We start from the raw sequence: 16,321 nt of genomic DNA on the forward strand, positions 1-16,321 counted from the left end.
GGATATTATGACAAAAATTATTTCAGTAAACGCAGGTAGTTCATCTTTAAAATTTCAGCTTTTTGAAATGCCGGAAGAAACAGTTTTAACAAGTGGTATTGTTGAAAAAATTGGTTTTGAAGATGCTATCTTTACAATTAAAGTAAATGGAGAGAAAGTTAAAAAAGTATTGCCAATTCCTGATCATACAAAAGCAGTTTCTTTATTGTTAGAATCTTTAGTAGAATATAAAATTGTAGAAAGTTTAGATGAAATCAAAGGTGCAGGACATCGTGCAGTGCATGGTGGAGAAATCTTTAAAGAAAGTGTTCCAGTAACAGATGAAGTTGTAGAACAGTTCTCATCTTTAAATGAATTAGCTCCATTGCATAATCCAGCTGGATTAATTGGATATAATGCATTTAAAGAAAATCTTCCACATTGCAAACATGCCTTTGTGTTTGATACAGCATTCCATCAGACAATGCCACAGGAAAGCTATATTTATGCATTGCCAATTCGTTATTATAACGATTATAAAATCCGTCGTTATGGTTTCCATGGAACATCTCACAAATATGTTTCTCAAAGATGTGCTGAATTAATGGAAAAACCATTAGAAGATACAAAAATCATTACATGTCATTTAGGTAATGGGGCAAGTATTACAGCAGTAGATGGTGGTAAATCTATCAATACATCTATGGGATTTACACCACTTGCAGGTGTTATGATGGGTACACGTTGCGGTGATATTGACCCTGCTATTGTCACTTACATCATGAAAAAAGAAGGATTAAGCATTGAAGAAGTAAATGATGTTATGAATAAACAATCAGGTATGTTAGGGGTATCTGGAATTAGTTCTGATGCTCGTGATATTGAAGATGGATTTAAAGAAGGAAATCCAGCTGCAATTTTAACAACTGAAGTATATGTTAATCGTGTAATTAATACTGTTGGAGGATATTATGCACAGTTAGGTGGTGCTGATGCTATCGTGTTTACTGGTGGTATTGGAGAAAATGATACAAATATCCGTAAGTTGATTTGCAATCGTTTAAAAGATGCATTTGGTATTGTTCTTGATGAAGAAATAAATTCTTGCAGCAGAGGGAAAGAAATTTTACTTTCTAAGCCAGAAAGTAAAATTCAGGTATGGTTAATTCCTACAAATGAAGAATTAATGATTGCTCGTGATACATACCGCTTGATTGGAGAATAATGAAAAATACTATGTTTGAACTGATTGAGAAATATGATGTGATTACAATTTTTCGTCATGTTTCTCCAGATAGTGATGCGCTGGGTTCTCAGTTTGGTTTAAAACAGTGGATCATGGATACATATCCAAATAAACAGGTATTTGCTTTAGGTTATGAAAATTCAAAAAGCAAGGAGAATGTATATCCATGCAGCGACCAGACAGATGATGAAACAATCAAGAAAAGTTTAGCAATTGTTCTTGATACTGCAAACGCTAAACGTGTGGATGATTCACGTTTTCAATCAGCTACTCATATCTTGAAAGTCGATCATCATATCCTGGTAGATAGCTTTGCAGATACAGAGATTGTTGATGATCTTGCGGGAGCAACTTGTGAAATTCTAAGTGGAATGTTTATGGAAAACGGATATAAACTTTCCGCAGCATGTGCACAGTATTTATATGGAGGATTGATTGCGGACACTTTACGTTTCTCTATTCCTACAATTAAGCCGCACACATTAACAATTGCCTCTTATCTTGTAGGATGCGGAGTTGATGTTGCAAAAGCAAATGCAGATAATTTTTCGACATCTTTAAAACAATATCGCTTTGAAAACTTTATTCGTTCCAACTGTACGGTAATAGAGGATACTTTTGCTTATATGATTGTACGCAGAGAAGATTATGAGCGCTTTGGCTTAACTTTTGAAGAGGCTAAAGAAAAAGTATTTGTTATGGGTGGAGTTCATGAATTTTTAGCTTGGGCATTATTTACTGAAAAAGAAAAAGATGAATTTGGACAACCTCGTTTTAATGGAAGCCTTCGCTCACAGCATACGCAAATTACAGATATCGCTATGAAATATCATGGTGGAGGACATCGCTATGCATGTGGAGTTAAGGATTTAACATTAGAGGATATAGATTCTTTGGTAACATCCTTATTAAATAGAGTGAAAGAAGAAACAGAAGTCAAATGATTTCTGTTTCTTTGCATATTTTGATTAAAATAAAGCAACATATGGTAAAATATAAAAAAAGGTGGAGGTGGCTTTATGAGTGTGGCCTTGCATGTTCGAAGTTCTTATACACTATTACAAAGCACATTAACGATTCCTCAAATTGTAGAATGTGCAAAAAAACATGGATATAAAGCAGTTGCTTTAACGGATAAGCAAGTTCTGCACGGTGCCATGCAGTTTTATCATGCCTGTAAAGAAGCAGCAATAAAACCTATTTTGGGTATGGAAGTAGATGTTGTAGAAGGAGAAAATCTTTTTGGCTTTGTATTGCTGGCAAAAAATGATGATGGTTACAAGAGTTTAATGAAATTATCAACGCTTCTAAATACAGAACAGCATGTTTCTTTGTCTTTGGAAGAATTAATGTTATATACAAAACATTGTGTTGTTATAACAAATGGTGATCAAAATAAAATGGAAACCATGCTGTTGAAAGAAGACTGGGAGGAAATGAAATTATTTTTAGCTCAATGTAACTCTTATTTTTCAGATTTTTATGTTTCTATAGCTAGAAATGACAGCCCACTTTTAAAACAAAAAAATGTACAATTAAAACGCCTTTGTAAAAGTATGGAAATAAAGACAGTAGCATTGTCTCGGATTTATACTGCGGATGCACAGGATGATCTTATTTTTAAAACATTATGTGCAATTAAACAAGGGGTATCTTTAGAAGATAAAATGTTAAACTATAGTCCAAGACGTTATTTTCGATCTCAGGAAGAAATGGAACAATTGTATGATTCTGATGATCTTATGATGAGCAATATGATTTCAAATATGTGCAATGTTACAATGTCCTTTCCAAAAGCACAGCTCCCTAAATTTAAAAACCGCTATGGTGTGAGCAGTGATGAATTTTTGAAAAATCTTTGTCACAAGGGGTTAGAAAAGCGTATGGGATTTAAACAAATCCCGCAAGTTTATCAAAAGCGACTTTCTTATGAGTTGGATATTATTATACGTATGGGATTTGCGGATTACTTTTTAATCGTGTGGGATTTTATACGCTTTGCGAAAACAAAAAACATTTATATTGGACCTGGACGAGGAAGTGCAGCAGGATCTCTAGTATCTTATTGTTTGGGAATTACACATGCAGATCCTATTCGATATCACTTGCTTTTTGAACGCTTTTTGAATCCGGAACGTGTATCTATGCCGGATATTGATACCGATTTTCCAGATGATCGAAGAGAAGAGGTCATTCAATATGTATATGAACTTTATGGAAAACATCATGTAGCACATATCATTACCTTTAATACGTTAGGGGCAAAGCAGGTGTTAAGAGATGTAGGGAAAGCAATGATGGTACCGATAAGGCAAATTGATTCTTTGTGTCGTTTGGTGCCAAACAAATTAAAAGTTACTTTACAGGATGCATATGATGATGAGCCTCGCTTTAAACAAATGATAAACTCCTCTGAAACCTTAAAGAAACTATTTGCTATAAGCCAGCGTTTAGAGGGACTTCCAAGACACTCTTCCTTACATGCTGCAGGTATTATTTTAAGTCGTGAACAAATAGAAGAAGTATGTCCTTTGATTGATGTGGATGAAGGGATTTGTGCTACACAGTTTACCATGGAATATATGGAAGAATTAGGTCTTATTAAAATGGATTTTTTAGGACTTAGAAATTTAACGATTATTGATGAAATAGTTTCTCAGCTGCATAAAAATGGACATGCAATTGATATTATGAAAATACCTCTAAATGATAAGAAAACATTTGATCTTATTCAATCGGTAGATACAATGGGGGTGTTTCAGTTAGAAAGTGAAGGAATGAAAAGTCTTATACGTAAAATAAAGCCTAGAAACTTTGAGGATATTGTTACAACGATTGCCTTGTTCAGGCCAGGACCTATGGAAAATATACCAGAATACTTAAAAAGAAGAGAACATCCGGACACGATTGACTATATACATCCTGATTTTAAAGATATTCTTGAAAATACATATGGAATCATGATTTATCAGGAACAAATCATGCAGATTGCACAACGCATGGCAGGTTTTTCTTTAGGAAAAGCGGATAATCTTAGAAAAGCCATTAGCAAGAAAAAAGGAGATCAGCTGCAGAGTTTTCGAAAAGAGTTTGTGGAAGGATCTATTAAAAAAGGGTATGAAAAAACACTTGCGGAGCACGTATACGAATTGATCATGAAATTTGCTAATTATGGATTTAATCGTTCTCACTCTGTTGCTTATGGTATGATTGCATATCAAATGGCATATTTAAAAGCAAATGCACCACAGTATTTCTTTCGTTCTTTATTAAATAGTGTGATTGGTTCAGAAATAAAAACAAGTGAATATATTTTTGAAGCAAAGAAAAGAAAACTAACTGTATTGCCTCCTTCTGTAAATAAAAGTAGTTCTTTATATGAAATAGAACAAAATTGCTTGCGTTTTCCATTACAGGGAATCAAAGGAATAGGCAGCGCTGTTAGTACACAAATTTTAAAAGAAAGAGAAAAAAGAGGAGAATTTAAAGATTTCTTTGATTTTACAGCTCGAATGTGCGGTAATAAAATTGGAAAGAAAACGATAGAACTTTTGATATGGGCGGGTGCTCTTGATGAATTTCATATGAATCGTACATCTTTGTCTGCTTCTTTAGACGATGCTATACGTTATGGTGATTTGGTAAAAATAGAAGATGAAGATCAAATGTTGTTTGATTTTACAATTGTAAGTAAGCCGGCAACAACTTCTTTGAAAGAAAATAATGCATGGAAGCTGGAGAAAGAAAAGGAAGTATTAGGTTTTTATCTGTCTGCACACCCGATTTCTATGCTGCGTGAGCGCATAAACCCTAATTTAAGAACATTTGCATCTTTACAAACATATCGTGGATATGCAGCATTTATATGTGTTATTGAACGAACACGTCAGCATCGCACAAAACGAGGAGATTTAATGTTGTTTGTGGTAGCAGCAGATGAAACAATGAAGTTTGATCTGGTATGCATGCCTGATATTTACGCAGTTCATCAAAAAGATTTAATGAAAGGGAATTATTTATATGTAGAAGGAAAAATTGAAAAGGAAGGTTCTTGTTTAGTTAAAAAAATTACCAAAATAGAAAAAGAAGAAAATATTAATCCATAAAATGTTGCATTAAAAAAATCTTTATGTTAACATAATGGTGTTGTATGTCCTCTTTTGGATTTACAACCGCACAAACAAAGGTTTAAAGTATGGAAACATCACCTTGCTTGGCGAGTCTTAAAAATGAAGGAGGTGCGATTCATGTACGCAATTATTGAAACTGGAGGAAAACAGATCCGTGTTGAAGAAGGTTCTACAATCTTCGTAGAAAAATTGGATGTAGCTGAAGGAGAAACAGTAGTATTTGATAAAGTAGTAGCTTACTGCAACCGTTCACTTCGCGTAGGTACTCCATATGTAAAAGGTGTTAAAGTAAACGCTAAAGTTGAAAAACAGGGGAAAGCTAAAAAAATCATCGTTTACAAATACAAAGCGAAAAAAGGTAGCTCTCACCGTAAACAGGGACACCGTCAGCCATACACTAAATTAACTATCGAATCTATCGAGGCTTAATTTTTATGGTAAAGGTAAAGGTTGAACGCAGTCATAAAGAAATCGTTACTATTAAGATATTCGATCATGCTGGATATGCGGATGCAGGACAAGATCTTGTTTGTGCAGGAGTGAGTTCTATTTCTGTTGGTATGATGAACGCGTTGGATCTGCTAGTTCCTGAAACATGTATCTTTCAATTGAAAGAAGCATATGTAGAAATTAAAACAAAGCAGAGTAATGAAAAGACTTTACTTCTTTTGGAAGGAATGTTAGTTCAGTTAAAGACTCTGCAGGAAAGTTACAGCTCATATATTACAATAAATGATCAGGAGGTGTGAGTATGAAATTCGTATTAGATATTCAGTTGTTTGCATCTAAGAAAGGGGTAGGTTCTACTAAGAACGGTCGTGACTCCGAATCAAAACGTCTTGGTGCAAAACTAGCTGATGGACAGTACTGCCACGCAGGTTCTATCATTTACCGTCAGCGCGGAACTAAAATTCACCCGGGAACAAATGTAGGTAAAGGTGGAGACGATACATTGTTTGCAAAAGTAAATGGAATCGTTAAATTCGAGCGTTTAGGTAAAGATAAGAAAAAAGTATCTGTTTACCCACAGGCTTAGTAAAAAATCCCCGGATAGGGGATTTTCTTTTGTTTTATAAAAGATAGGAGGTGTCAAGATGTTTGTAGATCGTGTTAAAGTTCATGTTAAAGCTGGTAAAGGCGGAGATGGTATCGTAGCGTTTCGTCGTGAGAAATATGTTGCTTTTGGTGGTCCCAGCGGAGGCGATGGTGGAGATGGCGGTAATGTTGTCTTTATGGTAGATGAAGGAAAAACAACATTGCTTGATCTTCGTTATAATCAAAAAATTTGTGCAGAAGCAGGGGGAAAAGGAAAGCCAAAGAAAATGCATGGGGCAAGAGGTGCTGACTGTGTTGTAAAAGTACCGCTTGGTACTCTTGTGAAAGATTTAAAAACAGGTAGAATTATTGCCGATTTAACTCGAAAAGGGCAAAAAGAAATCATTGCGCGTGGAGGTAAAAAGGGTAGAGGAAATTTTCATTTCCGTTCTAGTAAAAATACAGCACCGCAATATAGTGAATTAGGTGCTCCTGGTGAAGAATTTGATATTCAAGTAGAATTAAAGGTTTTAGCAGATGTAGGTCTTGTAGGTTTTCCATCTGTTGGTAAGTCAACATTATTATCCGTTGTATCAAAAGCAAAACCAGAGATTGCAGAATATCACTTTACGACGATTGCACCTAATTTAGGTATGGTTCAGGTACCAGATGGAAGAAGTTTTGTTATGGCAGATCTTCCAGGACTTATTGAAGGAGCAAGTGAGGGGAAGGGCTTAGGACATCAATTCCTTCGTCATATTGAACGTTGTCGTGTTATCATTCATGTGGTAGATATGGGAAGTAATGATGGAAGAGATCCTGTTGAAGATTATCGTATTATCAACGAGGAACTTTCCAGCTATGAATATCGTTTGATGGAACGACCACAAATCGTTTTAGCAAATAAAATGGATTTAGAACCGGCACAGGAAAACTTAAAACGCTTTAAGGAAGCTTATCCGGATGTAGAAGTCTTTGAAACTACAACGATTATTGCGGAAGGGTTGGATCCTGTATTATATCGTGCAGCAGATTTATTGGAAACAACACCACAGTTCCCATTGTTTAACGATGAGGAAGTTGATGCAAATGCGGAAGGTGTTCTATATAAATTTGAACCAGAAAAACCTGCTTTCGAAATTCAGAATATGGGCAATGGCGAATGGCATTTAGTTGGTGAAGAATTAGAACGTTCTTTCAAAATGAGTAAATTAGATAATGAAGAAGATTTCATGCGTTTCGCAAGAAAAATGCGTAAAATGGGAATTGATCAGGCACTTCGTGATGCAGGTTGTCAAGATGGAGATACCGTTGTTATCTGCAACATAGAATTTGAATTTATGGAATAGGACTCTTTTGAGTTCTTTTCTTTTAGGCATTTATCTTTCTTTTTTCAATAAAATCCGTTATGATAAGCATAAGAAATCTAAGAAAGGTTGGATATTTATGAAACTTGTATCATGGAATGTCAATGGACTTCGTGCTTGTATTACAAAAGGATTTTATGATTCTTTTAAAGAAATAGATGCGGATATTTTTTGTTTACAGGAAACAAAAATGCAGCCGGGACAGGCAGAAATCATTTCTGAAGGATATTATCAGTACATGAATAGTGCTGTAAAAAAAGGTTATAGCGGAACGATGGTGTTTACAAAAAAAGAACCCATATCTGTTTCTTATGGTATTGGGATTGAAGAACACGATCAGGAAGGACGTGTCATTACACTAGAGTTTGATCATTTTTATATGGTAACAGTATATACGCCAAACTCTGGTGATGGGTTAAAACGATTGGATTATCGTATGGAATGGGATAAAGTGTTTCGTGCATTTGTTAAAGGTTTAGAAAAAGCAAAACCAGTCTTAATTTGCGGAGATTTGAATGTTGCCAATGAAGAAATTGATATTAAAAATCCAAAAGCAAATCGTAAAAATGCTGGTTTTACAGATGAAGAACGTAATAGCTTTAAAGAAACCTTAAAAGAAGGATTTGTAGATACATTTCGTTATCTATATCCAGAAGAAGTAAAATATTCCTGGTGGAGTTATCGCTTTAAGGCCAGAGAACGAAACGCAGGGTGGCGTATTGATTACTGGCTGGTATCAGATTGTTTGAAAGAGAAAGTTAAAGATGCACAAATCTTAAATGATGTTTTTGGAAGTGATCATTGTCCTGTTGTGCTGGATATTGAATTATAAGCTGTTTTCGGACAGCTTTTTTCATGATATAATGCTTTTAATAAAGAAAACAGGAGGAAAGGGTATGCATAATAAAATTCGTCTTGTAATTGCGGATATTGACAGTACATTAGTTGATTCTAAAAGAAATCTTACAAAGAAAACCAAAGAAATTTTAGACTGTTTGCATGCACATGGTGTGTATTTGGGGATTGCTTCAGGAAGACCGTTGGATGAGCTGTCTAAAAACGCAAAAAAATGGGGATTACAATATGATTTTGACTTTTTGATTGGTATGAATGGTTCTGAAGTTTGGGATAATCTTCATCAAAAAGAATATAGCTATTTTAAATTGAAAAAAGAGTGGATCAAGGAAATCATTGACTTAATGTCTTCTTTTGAATCAAATTATTTTATTTATCATCATGGGTATCTGCTGTGTCGTAAAGACGATGAAATGATGCATCATTCAGCAACATCCAGTGATAAAGAAATTGTTGTAATGAAAGATGTTGAAGAAATGTATGCAGAAGAAAATGCCAAGATCATGTTTCGTGTAAAAGAAGAAATTATGCCTGAAATCGAAAAGTACATTGAAAAACATCCTTCTCCTTACTATAAAGGATTTAAAACGCAGACCACATTAATGGAATTCGCAGATCGAAGAGTCTCCAAAGGTTTTGCATTGCAAAAACTTTGTGAAATGAATAATATTGCTTTGGAGGATGTTGCTGCTTTTGGAGATACTACCAATGATAATGATATGATTGCAATTAGTGGAACTGGTGTATGTATGTGCAATGGAAGTGATGATACAAAAGCAATTGCAGATTTTATTACAGAAAAAAGTAATGATGAAGATGGTTTGGCTTATTTTATAGAAGAACATTACTTAAAACCATATGGATGGTATTAGAAATATTATGAAGAGTTTTAATAAGAATTTTCTTGAAACATGTATAGAGGTGGTTTTTCTTTATGAGGCATGATAAAATAGAGCAGGTGATTATTGATGATAGCATTTATTAAAGGAATTATTCATAGTTATAATAAAGATTCTCTTATTATTGAAAATAACGGTATTGGATATCGTATTTATATATCCAATCCACAAACTGTTTCTTTAAATAAAGAAGTAACGCTTTATACATATCAGCATGTTCGAGAAGACGCGATAACTTTATTTGGTTTTCCTACGGTAGAAGAACATGACCTTTTTTTACAGCTTATCAGTGTAAAAGGTGTAGGCCCTAAAACAGCGTTAGGTATGCTTGCTGTATGTCCTGCAAAGGATATGATTTCTGCTATTGAAAATAACGATGTGAAAACATTGAAAGCTTTGCCTGGTATAGGGGCTAAAACAGCAAGTCAAATCGTATTGGATTTAAAAGGCAAACTGGTAGAGGAAAGTGTTGAAATCGAAAGTCATGAAAATAAAGAACTGATGGAAGCGATGGAAGCTTTAAAAGCACTTGGTTATCGCAATGCGGAAATCAATGATATTCGTAAAGAACTTGCGCTGGAAGAAGGAAAAACATGTGATCAGTATATTCGTTTGGCATTAACTTCACTGGCAAAAAGAAAGGGGGTATAAGGTGTGGAGGAACGTTTACTAGCAAATACTTCTCAAATTCAGGATGAAGAAGATACTCTTCGTCCGCAGTCATTAAAAGAATATATTGGACAATCCCAGTTAAAAGAAAACTTATCAGTTTTTATTGAAGCTGCCAAGCAGCGTAATGAAGCACTTGATCATGTGCTTTTATATGGTCCTCCAGGACTTGGAAAGACAACACTTTCGTATATTCTTGCGAATGAAATGGGTGGAAAAATTCGTACTACTAGTGGCCCAAGTATTGAAAAAAGCGGAGATCTTGCGGCGATTTTGTCTACTTTGGAAGCAGGAGATGTTTTGTTTATTGATGAAATTCATCGTCTTCCAAAACAGGTGGAGGAGATTTTATATCCGGCAATGGAAGATTACTGCATTGATATCGTGGTAGGAAAAGATGCAGGAACAACACGTTCCATTCGTCTAGATCTTCCTCCTTTTACACTTGTAGGGGCAACAACACGTGCAGGGGATTTAACGGCACCTTTACGCGATCGTTTTGGAATCGTTTCTCAGCTTGAGTTTTATTCTATGCAGGAACTTCAGCAAATTATCACACGTACCGCACGTGTCATGGATACTGGAATTGATGATGAAGCAGTACTTGAAATTGCTTTGCGCTCTAGAGGAACTCCGCGTATAGCAAATCGTTTGTTTCGTCGTGTACGTGATTTTGCGCAGGTTATGAACGATGGATTTATATCCAAAGAGATTGCCTCTATGGCACTAGATAAGCTTAAAGTAGATCATTTGGGTCTAGATAATGTTGATCATAAATATCTAAAAGGTATTATTGAGCGCTTTAAAGGTGGACCTGTTGGTTTAGAAGCATTAGCTAGCAGTATAGGAGAAGAAGCGATGACATTAGAAGATGTGTATGAACCATATCTTCTTCAAATTGGTTTTATCAATCGCACACCTAGAGGAAGAATTGTTACAGAAAAAGCATATCGTCATTTAGGCTATGATGTAAATGAAGGACTATTCAAAATGGATTAGTCCTTTTTTCTTAAGAAAATAGCACATGCACATAAAAGAAATACAATTAATTTACCTGTTATGAGCAACATAGATGTGATTTGTTTATCCCATAATAAGAAAGATAATATTCCTATAGGAAGAAGTATTCCAAAGATGTGAAGGAGTACTTTCTTTTTTATATGTTTTCCAAGCCATAAACCACAGCATCCATAAATAAGATAAGCAGAAGTGATATTCAATAAGTGAAAAGTTGAATAAGAAATCCATTGAAAATAGTATAAAGCAGAAAATATAAGAGAAAATAAGAGTGTTAAAACAACAAGCATGGCAAAGCTTTCTACATAAGTTTGTAATTTTATATTCATACATTCACCTCGTTGTAGTTTATGACGATAGTTGTATGGGTATGCAAGGAGGAAATGAAAATGGCTGCATATATTACACTAATTTTTAAATGTTTTCTATTTTATATGGTTATTATAATTGCTTTGCGTATCATGGGAAAAAGGGAAGTGGGTGAACTGTCTGTATTTGATATCGTTATTTATCTAGTTATGAGTGAACTATTGGCTTTGTCAATAAGCAATCCTAAGGAAAGCGTATTTAAATCATTAGTACCGATTTTTACGCTTGCTTTTCTGCAAATTATTATTTCTGTGATTTTACTGAAAAGCAAAAAACTGCGTGATATTTTTGATGGGAAAGCAGTTATTATCATTCATGATGGACAAATTAATCAAAAAACCATGAAAAAAGAAAGATACAGCATTGATGATTTAATGTCGCAGATACGAGATAAAGATTTGTGCAGTCCGGAAGAAGTGGCATTTGCTATTTTAGAGAATAATGGAAATTTGAGCGTTCTTCCTAAAAAAACATGCAAGGTAAGACATCCTGATCCACTAATCAGTGATGGAAAAATAAATAAAGAAGCTTTAATAGAGATTGAAAAAGATGAAGAATGGTTAAAAAAAGAACTTCAAAAAGAGGGGGTAAATGGTATAGAAGAGGTGTTTTTGTGTCTTTGGCAGAAAAGTGGCATGTATGTGATTAAAAGAGAATTTAAGAATTCATCCTCTTAAAGGCAATACATACACGAATTGCATGCATGCACGTAGTGACAAGCATGCCTGCACACAAACCTAAATATAATGCGTTTTCTTGAAATATACAGGAACAAAAGCCAATGATGAAAAGACGTATTAGACATCCTGCAAAGGTATCAAATACGCTTTTTTTACTTAAGGATAAAGCGTGCAGCAGGCTGCTTAAGCAGGGTTGAAGAGAATAAAAAGCAAAAGGAATTGATAAGAGTTTTAACGCGTCTGCACCAGTCTCGTTATGATAAAATAATCGTAAAAGCTGCTCTGGATAAAAAAAGCAAATGCTGCTGCATAAAATTCCAACAAAAAAGCAGCACAAGGAAATGGTTAGAAAAAGTGTTTTGGCGCGTTTATAGTTATGACGTGAATAGTGATACGTAAAGGAAGGAAGTAAAAGATTGCTTAAAGTAATCGTAAGGAAAGCAGGCATGGTTAAAATTGGAAGCAAGTATCCATTTATTTGACCATAGGTTTGAATCATCTGCTGAATTTGTGCTTTGTTTTTATTAAATAACATAACCATGGGCTCTAAAAAACTGCATAAAGAACCTATCAGGCGACTGCATGTCATAGGTAGTGAAATTGCTAAAACAGAAGTGAATTCGCTTTTTTTTAATTGTTTTATCAGGTGTGAAGCTTTTGTGATTTTTTTAAAAGATATATGCAGAGATAGAATCATGTAGAAGCAGCTGGCAGCTTCTCCAACGCTGATAGACAGCATGGCAATGCTTGCCATGTGTATTGCGTTGAGATGGGGACATAAAGCAAAAGCAATATATAAGAATAACAGTCTGGCAGTTTCTTCCCATATTTGTGTTGCCCCTGCCTGTATAGGTTTTTGTATACCATATAAATATCCTTTTAATGCTCCGGATAAGCTTACTAAAGGAAGCAAGGGGAGAATGGATTGAAATACTAAAAGAATGTTTTGTTGCTGTATGACATGGTCTGCAAGAAAAGGAGCTAAAATAGAAAAGGAAATGCTTAGAAAAAGGGTGTTGATACATATAATCATTAAACTGGCAAGCAAAGGCGGATAAGTATTTTTGCTTTGTGCAGTAAGTTTTGATAAAGCGGCAGGTATTCCCAGCTGTGCCATCGTTATTAATATAGACATTGTAGGTGTGGCTAAGGTATAAGCGTTCATGGCATCACTGCTTAATTGTCTGGCAAGTAAAATTCTAACAAAAAAAGATAAAAATTTTCCTGCTGCAGAGAAAATGATAAGTAAAAAGGCAGATTGCAGAAGTGATTGTTTCAAAGAATTTCCTCCTATCTTTACTACGATATGATGATATTTAAAGGTTTATGTAACTTTTTTCGTGTTGCCTAATCTTTATGATTGTAGTAAAATTATGAGCATGGTATTGAGGAGGAAATTATGTATCAGCAAAGTGAAATAAAAGATAAAAACATCAAACTTGCGATAGCATTAAAAGTACATGAGTTACAACGTACACAGTTATCTTCCTTGACATATCAGCATGTAGAAAGTACATTGATGGATCGATGGAAACTTAGAAAACCAGATAGTTTGCAGGATGCTGTAAACGATATAATGCATTTAACAGCTGGAGAAGTAGTTGCTTTTTTATCTAGCCAGGCAATTATTATGGGTTCCAGAATGAAACTCAATGACTTTGATGATTTATTTGGAGGAGACAAGCAATGAAAAAATCACGTTTTATCGTTTTTGGAATTACCGTGGTTACTATTTTTGCGATTATTGCAGCTTCTTTCGGCAGTGTAAAAGATGGTATGAAACTGGGTCTTGATTTACAGGGAGGGTTTGAAATCCTCTATGAAGTAAGCCCTCTTGAAGGAAAAGATATGCCGGATATGAGTGCTGTAGCAGAATCAGTAAATAAACGTGTCGATGTTTTAGGAGTTAATGAACCTGAAATAACAGTTGAGGGGAATAATCGTATTCGTGTTCAGCTTGCAGGAGTTAAGAATGCAGATCAGGCAAGAAGAGTAATCTCATCTACTGCAAATTTAACATTTCGAGATGTAAATGATAATCTGCTAATGGATGCCAGTGTTTTAAAAGAAGGTTCCGCAAGTGTCGGTTATGATGAATATGGAAATCCGTTAGTGAATTTGAAATTAGCTGATCAAAAGAAATTTTATGAAGTAACAAAAGAAGTGGCGTCAAAATCAGAAGGTGAAAATTTAATGGTCGCATGGCTGGATTTTGATGAAAAAACAGATTCTTATGCAAAAGAAGCAAATGCAGAGAATCCAAAATTTATTTCTGCTGCAAGAGTGCAGGAAGGAATTAATAGTACGAGTGCACAAATTAGTGGGAATTTCACAAAGGAAGAAGCAAAAGAGTTAAGTGATTTAATTAATTCTGGATCACTTCCAGTAAAAATGACAGAAATATACAGCGACAGTGTAACTGCTGATTATGGAACAGATGCATTTTCTGTGACAATGTTTGCGGGTGCTGTTGGTATTGGACTTATCATGCTGTTTATGATTTTATATTATCGTTTACCAGGTGTGATCAGTGCGGTTACGATTGCGGCATATGTATTTGTTGTATTTGTTTTATATAATCTTATGGGAGCAGTCTTTACACTTTCAGGAATTGCAGCTTTAGTTCTTGGGGTTGGTATGGCTGTTGACTCCAATATTCTTACATTTGAGCGAATTCGTGATGCTTTATACAGTGGAAGAAGTGTTCGTACGGCTTTTTATGAAGGAAGTTCTAAATCATTTATTACGATTTTTGATGCACAAGTTACAACCTTTATTTCTGCATTAATCTTGTTTGAGTTTGGTAAAGGTTCCGTAAAAGGATTTGCGACAATGTTGATGGTTTCTACGATTACAACTTTATTGCTAATTGTATTTATTGCAAAATTCCTTTTAAAACAGCTGGTAGAAAGTGGATGGCTAGACGATAAACGCAGCTGGTTTGGTGTAAAAGAGAGCAATATTCCAGATGTTTCCAAGGGGCAGGAACGTTTCTATTTTGGAAGATTTAAAGGTTTTGATTTTGTAGGAAAAGCGAAATACTTTATCTTTACTTCTTTAGCTGTTTTGGTTATTGGTGCTGGCTGCATGACGTTTAATGGTGTAAAAGGAAATGGTATCTTCAACTTTGGTATTGATTTTACCAGTGGTACAAAAATAACAGTACAAAGTGATACGCCAATTGATAAGAGCACATTAAATAATCAGTTAAAGGACTTAGGTATTCAGGCAAACAGTATTAAAATTAATGGTGAAAACAATCAAAATGCAACAGTGTTTGTAAAAGATGCTATTAAAACTGAGAAAATGGATACAGTGAAAGCAGAATTGAAGAAGACATATAAGCATGATGTGAATGAAAATACGGTAACGCCAGTAATTGGGAAAGAGCTTGTTCAAAATGCAGTGTTGATCTCTATTCTTGCGTGGATCGGGGTCATGATTTATATCTCTGTTCGATTTAAATGGGATTATGCACTTAGCGGTATCGTTGCATTGGTGCATGATGTATTTATCATTTTAGCATTCTGTGCGATTTTCCGTCTGGAAGTTAATACAGAAATAATTGCAGTAATGCTTGCTATTATTGGTTATTCTATTAATAACTCCATTGTTGTATTTGATAGAATTCGTGATCAGGTAAAAGAAAGACGTCATGAAACACTAAATGCAGTCACTTATCGTGAAATTGTGAATGTTGCTTTGCAAAATACAGCAACACGTTCCATTCTTTCAACTTTTACAACAGTTCTTCCAGTTATTTGCTTGTTAGGATTTGGAAGCAACGCCATCTTTACATTCTGTCTTGCGCTATGTATTGGATTGCTTGCAGGTGCTGGATCATCTTTATTTATAGCTGCCCAGTTATGGTATCAGATTCGAGTTCATGAAAAACCTAAAAAAGCTAAGAAGCATAAACCTCGCAAAAAAGAAGAAAAAGAGGAAATGATTGTTCCTGGTTTAAATGATTTTTAAGAAAGAGTGTCTTTAATTCACTTTAGGCCGTTGACAAAGTTGCTTAAGCATGCTTTGTCACTCGGTCTTTTTTTGTGCTTTTAATATGAGCATAAAATCA

16 protein-coding genes and 1 other annotated feature are annotated in these 16,321 nt (G+C 34.7%); of the genes, 14 read left to right on the plus strand and 2 right to left on the minus strand.

Annotated elements, in window-relative coordinates:
• Nucleotides 1-7 precede the first annotated feature (7 nt).
• From A9CBEGH2_RS02775 to ruvB, 11 genes are all read left to right on the plus strand, one after another.
• Nucleotides 8-1,204 (plus strand): acetate/propionate family kinase, encoded by a 1,197-nt coding sequence (locus A9CBEGH2_RS02775; protein ID WP_163104234.1) that lies wholly within the window; start codon nucleotides 8-10, stop codon nucleotides 1,202-1,204.
• Entirely contained in the window at nucleotides 1,204-2,169 is a 966-nt protein-coding gene (locus A9CBEGH2_RS02780; RefSeq protein WP_118277247.1) for a DHH family phosphoesterase, read from the plus strand. Before A9CBEGH2_RS02775 ends, A9CBEGH2_RS02780 begins: the two co-directional genes overlap by 1 nt.
• Nucleotides 2,170-2,244: 75 nt before the next feature.
• The gene (dnaE, locus tag A9CBEGH2_RS02785) at nucleotides 2,245-5,331 is read left to right on the plus strand and encodes a DNA polymerase III subunit alpha (protein WP_118277248.1); all 3,087 of its coding nucleotides are present in this window, start codon (nucleotides 2,245-2,247) and stop codon (nucleotides 5,329-5,331) included.
• Nucleotides 5,332-5,385: 54 nt separating this feature from the next.
• Nucleotides 5,386-5,459, plus strand: a sequence feature (ribosomal protein L21 leader region).
• Between the two features lie 13 nt (nucleotides 5,460-5,472).
• The gene (gene rplU, locus A9CBEGH2_RS02790; RefSeq protein WP_115714701.1) at nucleotides 5,473-5,784 is read left to right on the plus strand and encodes a 50S ribosomal protein L21; all 312 of its coding nucleotides are present in this window, start codon (nucleotides 5,473-5,475) and stop codon (nucleotides 5,782-5,784) included.
• A gap of 5 nt (nucleotides 5,785-5,789) precedes the next feature.
• Entirely contained in the window at nucleotides 5,790-6,104 is a 315-nt protein-coding gene (locus A9CBEGH2_RS02795; RefSeq protein ID WP_115714702.1) for a ribosomal-processing cysteine protease Prp, read from the plus strand.
• 2 nt (nucleotides 6,105-6,106) lie between these two features.
• Nucleotides 6,107-6,391, plus strand: coding sequence for a 50S ribosomal protein L27 (gene rpmA, locus A9CBEGH2_RS02800; RefSeq protein ID WP_115714703.1), 285 nt, complete (start codon nucleotides 6,107-6,109; stop codon nucleotides 6,389-6,391).
• Between the two features lie 58 nt (nucleotides 6,392-6,449).
• Nucleotides 6,450-7,739 (plus strand): GTPase ObgE, encoded by a 1,290-nt coding sequence (gene obgE / locus A9CBEGH2_RS02805; protein ID WP_118277249.1) that lies wholly within the window; start codon nucleotides 6,450-6,452, stop codon nucleotides 7,737-7,739.
• A gap of 97 nt (nucleotides 7,740-7,836) precedes the next feature.
• A complete protein-coding gene (locus A9CBEGH2_RS02810; protein ID WP_118277250.1) occupies nucleotides 7,837-8,589 on the plus strand; it encodes an exodeoxyribonuclease III in 753 nt (250 codons plus the stop codon).
• 64 nt (nucleotides 8,590-8,653) lie between these two features.
• Complete coding sequence (locus A9CBEGH2_RS02815) at nucleotides 8,654-9,484, plus strand: Cof-type HAD-IIB family hydrolase (RefSeq protein WP_118277251.1); 831 nt, start codon at nucleotides 8,654-8,656, stop codon at nucleotides 9,482-9,484.
• A 96-nt stretch (nucleotides 9,485-9,580) separates the two neighbouring features.
• Nucleotides 9,581-10,162 carry a Holliday junction branch migration protein RuvA gene (gene ruvA, locus A9CBEGH2_RS02820; protein ID WP_115714707.1) on the plus strand — a complete coding sequence of 194 codons (582 nt, stop codon included), beginning with the start codon at nucleotides 9,581-9,583 and terminating at the stop codon, nucleotides 10,160-10,162.
• A gap of 3 nt (nucleotides 10,163-10,165) precedes the next feature.
• Nucleotides 10,166-11,179, plus strand: a complete 1,014-nt coding sequence (gene ruvB, locus A9CBEGH2_RS02825; RefSeq protein ID WP_118277252.1) for a Holliday junction branch migration DNA helicase RuvB — start codon at nucleotides 10,166-10,168, stop codon at nucleotides 11,177-11,179.
• Here ruvB and A9CBEGH2_RS02830 read toward each other — a convergent pair.
• Nucleotides 11,176-11,526, minus strand: a complete 351-nt coding sequence (locus A9CBEGH2_RS02830; protein WP_118277253.1) for a DUF3792 domain-containing protein — start codon at nucleotides 11,524-11,526, stop codon at nucleotides 11,176-11,178. The genes ruvB and A9CBEGH2_RS02830 overlap by 4 nt on opposite strands.
• Nucleotides 11,527-11,586: 60 nt before the next feature.
• On the opposite strand from A9CBEGH2_RS02830, the gene A9CBEGH2_RS02835 reads away from it, so the two are divergent.
• Nucleotides 11,587-12,243 (plus strand): DUF421 domain-containing protein, encoded by a 657-nt coding sequence (locus tag A9CBEGH2_RS02835; protein WP_118277254.1) that lies wholly within the window; start codon nucleotides 11,587-11,589, stop codon nucleotides 12,241-12,243.
• Here the strand turns inward: A9CBEGH2_RS02835 and A9CBEGH2_RS02840 are convergent.
• Nucleotides 12,224-13,525, minus strand: a complete 1,302-nt coding sequence (locus tag A9CBEGH2_RS02840) for an oligosaccharide flippase family protein (RefSeq protein ID WP_118277255.1) — start codon at nucleotides 13,523-13,525, stop codon at nucleotides 12,224-12,226. The genes A9CBEGH2_RS02835 and A9CBEGH2_RS02840 overlap by 20 nt on opposite strands.
• A 120-nt stretch (nucleotides 13,526-13,645) precedes the next feature.
• On the opposite strand from A9CBEGH2_RS02840, the gene A9CBEGH2_RS02845 reads away from it, so the two are divergent.
• Both A9CBEGH2_RS02845 and secD read left to right on the plus strand, forming a co-directional pair.
• Nucleotides 13,646-13,936: a post-transcriptional regulator gene (locus tag A9CBEGH2_RS02845; protein ID WP_115714712.1), complete on the plus strand. Its 291-nt coding sequence runs from the start codon at nucleotides 13,646-13,648 to the stop codon at nucleotides 13,934-13,936.
• Nucleotides 13,933-16,221: a protein translocase subunit SecD gene (gene secD / locus A9CBEGH2_RS02850; RefSeq protein WP_163104235.1), complete on the plus strand. Its 2,289-nt coding sequence runs from the start codon at nucleotides 13,933-13,935 to the stop codon at nucleotides 16,219-16,221. Before A9CBEGH2_RS02845 ends, secD begins: the two co-directional genes overlap by 4 nt.
• Nucleotides 16,222-16,321 lie beyond the last annotated feature (100 nt).

The organism is Amedibacterium intestinale, assembly GCF_010537335.1.
Classification (GTDB): Bacteria; Bacillota_I; Bacilli_A; order Erysipelotrichales; family Erysipelotrichaceae; genus Amedibacterium; species Amedibacterium intestinale.

Bases quoted from the DNA above. Each gene is read 5' to 3' on its own strand.
- A9CBEGH2_RS02780 (WP_118277247.1), top strand. From the start codon at position 1,204: ATGAAAAATACTATGTTTGAACTGATTGAGAAATATGATGTGATTACA.
- ruvA (WP_115714707.1), top strand. From the start codon at position 9,581: ATGATAGCATTTATTAAAGGAATTATTCATAGTTATAATAAAGATTCT.
- A9CBEGH2_RS02830 (WP_118277253.1), bottom strand. From the start codon at position 11,526: ATGAATATAAAATTACAAACTTATGTAGAAAGCTTTGCCATGCTTGTT.
- A9CBEGH2_RS02775 (WP_163104234.1), top strand. From the start codon at position 8: ATGACAAAAATTATTTCAGTAAACGCAGGTAGTTCATCTTTAAAATTT.
- A9CBEGH2_RS02810 (WP_118277250.1), top strand. From the start codon at position 7,837: ATGAAACTTGTATCATGGAATGTCAATGGACTTCGTGCTTGTATTACA.
- secD (WP_163104235.1), top strand. From the start codon at position 13,933: ATGAAAAAATCACGTTTTATCGTTTTTGGAATTACCGTGGTTACTATT.
- A9CBEGH2_RS02835 (WP_118277254.1), top strand. From the start codon at position 11,587: ATGGCTGCATATATTACACTAATTTTTAAATGTTTTCTATTTTATATG.
- A9CBEGH2_RS02845 (WP_115714712.1), top strand. From the start codon at position 13,646: ATGTATCAGCAAAGTGAAATAAAAGATAAAAACATCAAACTTGCGATA.
- rplU (WP_115714701.1), top strand. From the start codon at position 5,473: ATGTACGCAATTATTGAAACTGGAGGAAAACAGATCCGTGTTGAAGAA.
- A9CBEGH2_RS02795 (WP_115714702.1), top strand. From the start codon at position 5,790: ATGGTAAAGGTAAAGGTTGAACGCAGTCATAAAGAAATCGTTACTATT.
- A9CBEGH2_RS02815 (WP_118277251.1), top strand. From the start codon at position 8,654: ATGCATAATAAAATTCGTCTTGTAATTGCGGATATTGACAGTACATTA.
- rpmA (WP_115714703.1), top strand. From the start codon at position 6,107: ATGAAATTCGTATTAGATATTCAGTTGTTTGCATCTAAGAAAGGGGTA.
- dnaE (WP_118277248.1), top strand. From the start codon at position 2,245: ATGAGTGTGGCCTTGCATGTTCGAAGTTCTTATACACTATTACAAAGC.
- obgE (WP_118277249.1), top strand. From the start codon at position 6,450: ATGTTTGTAGATCGTGTTAAAGTTCATGTTAAAGCTGGTAAAGGCGGA.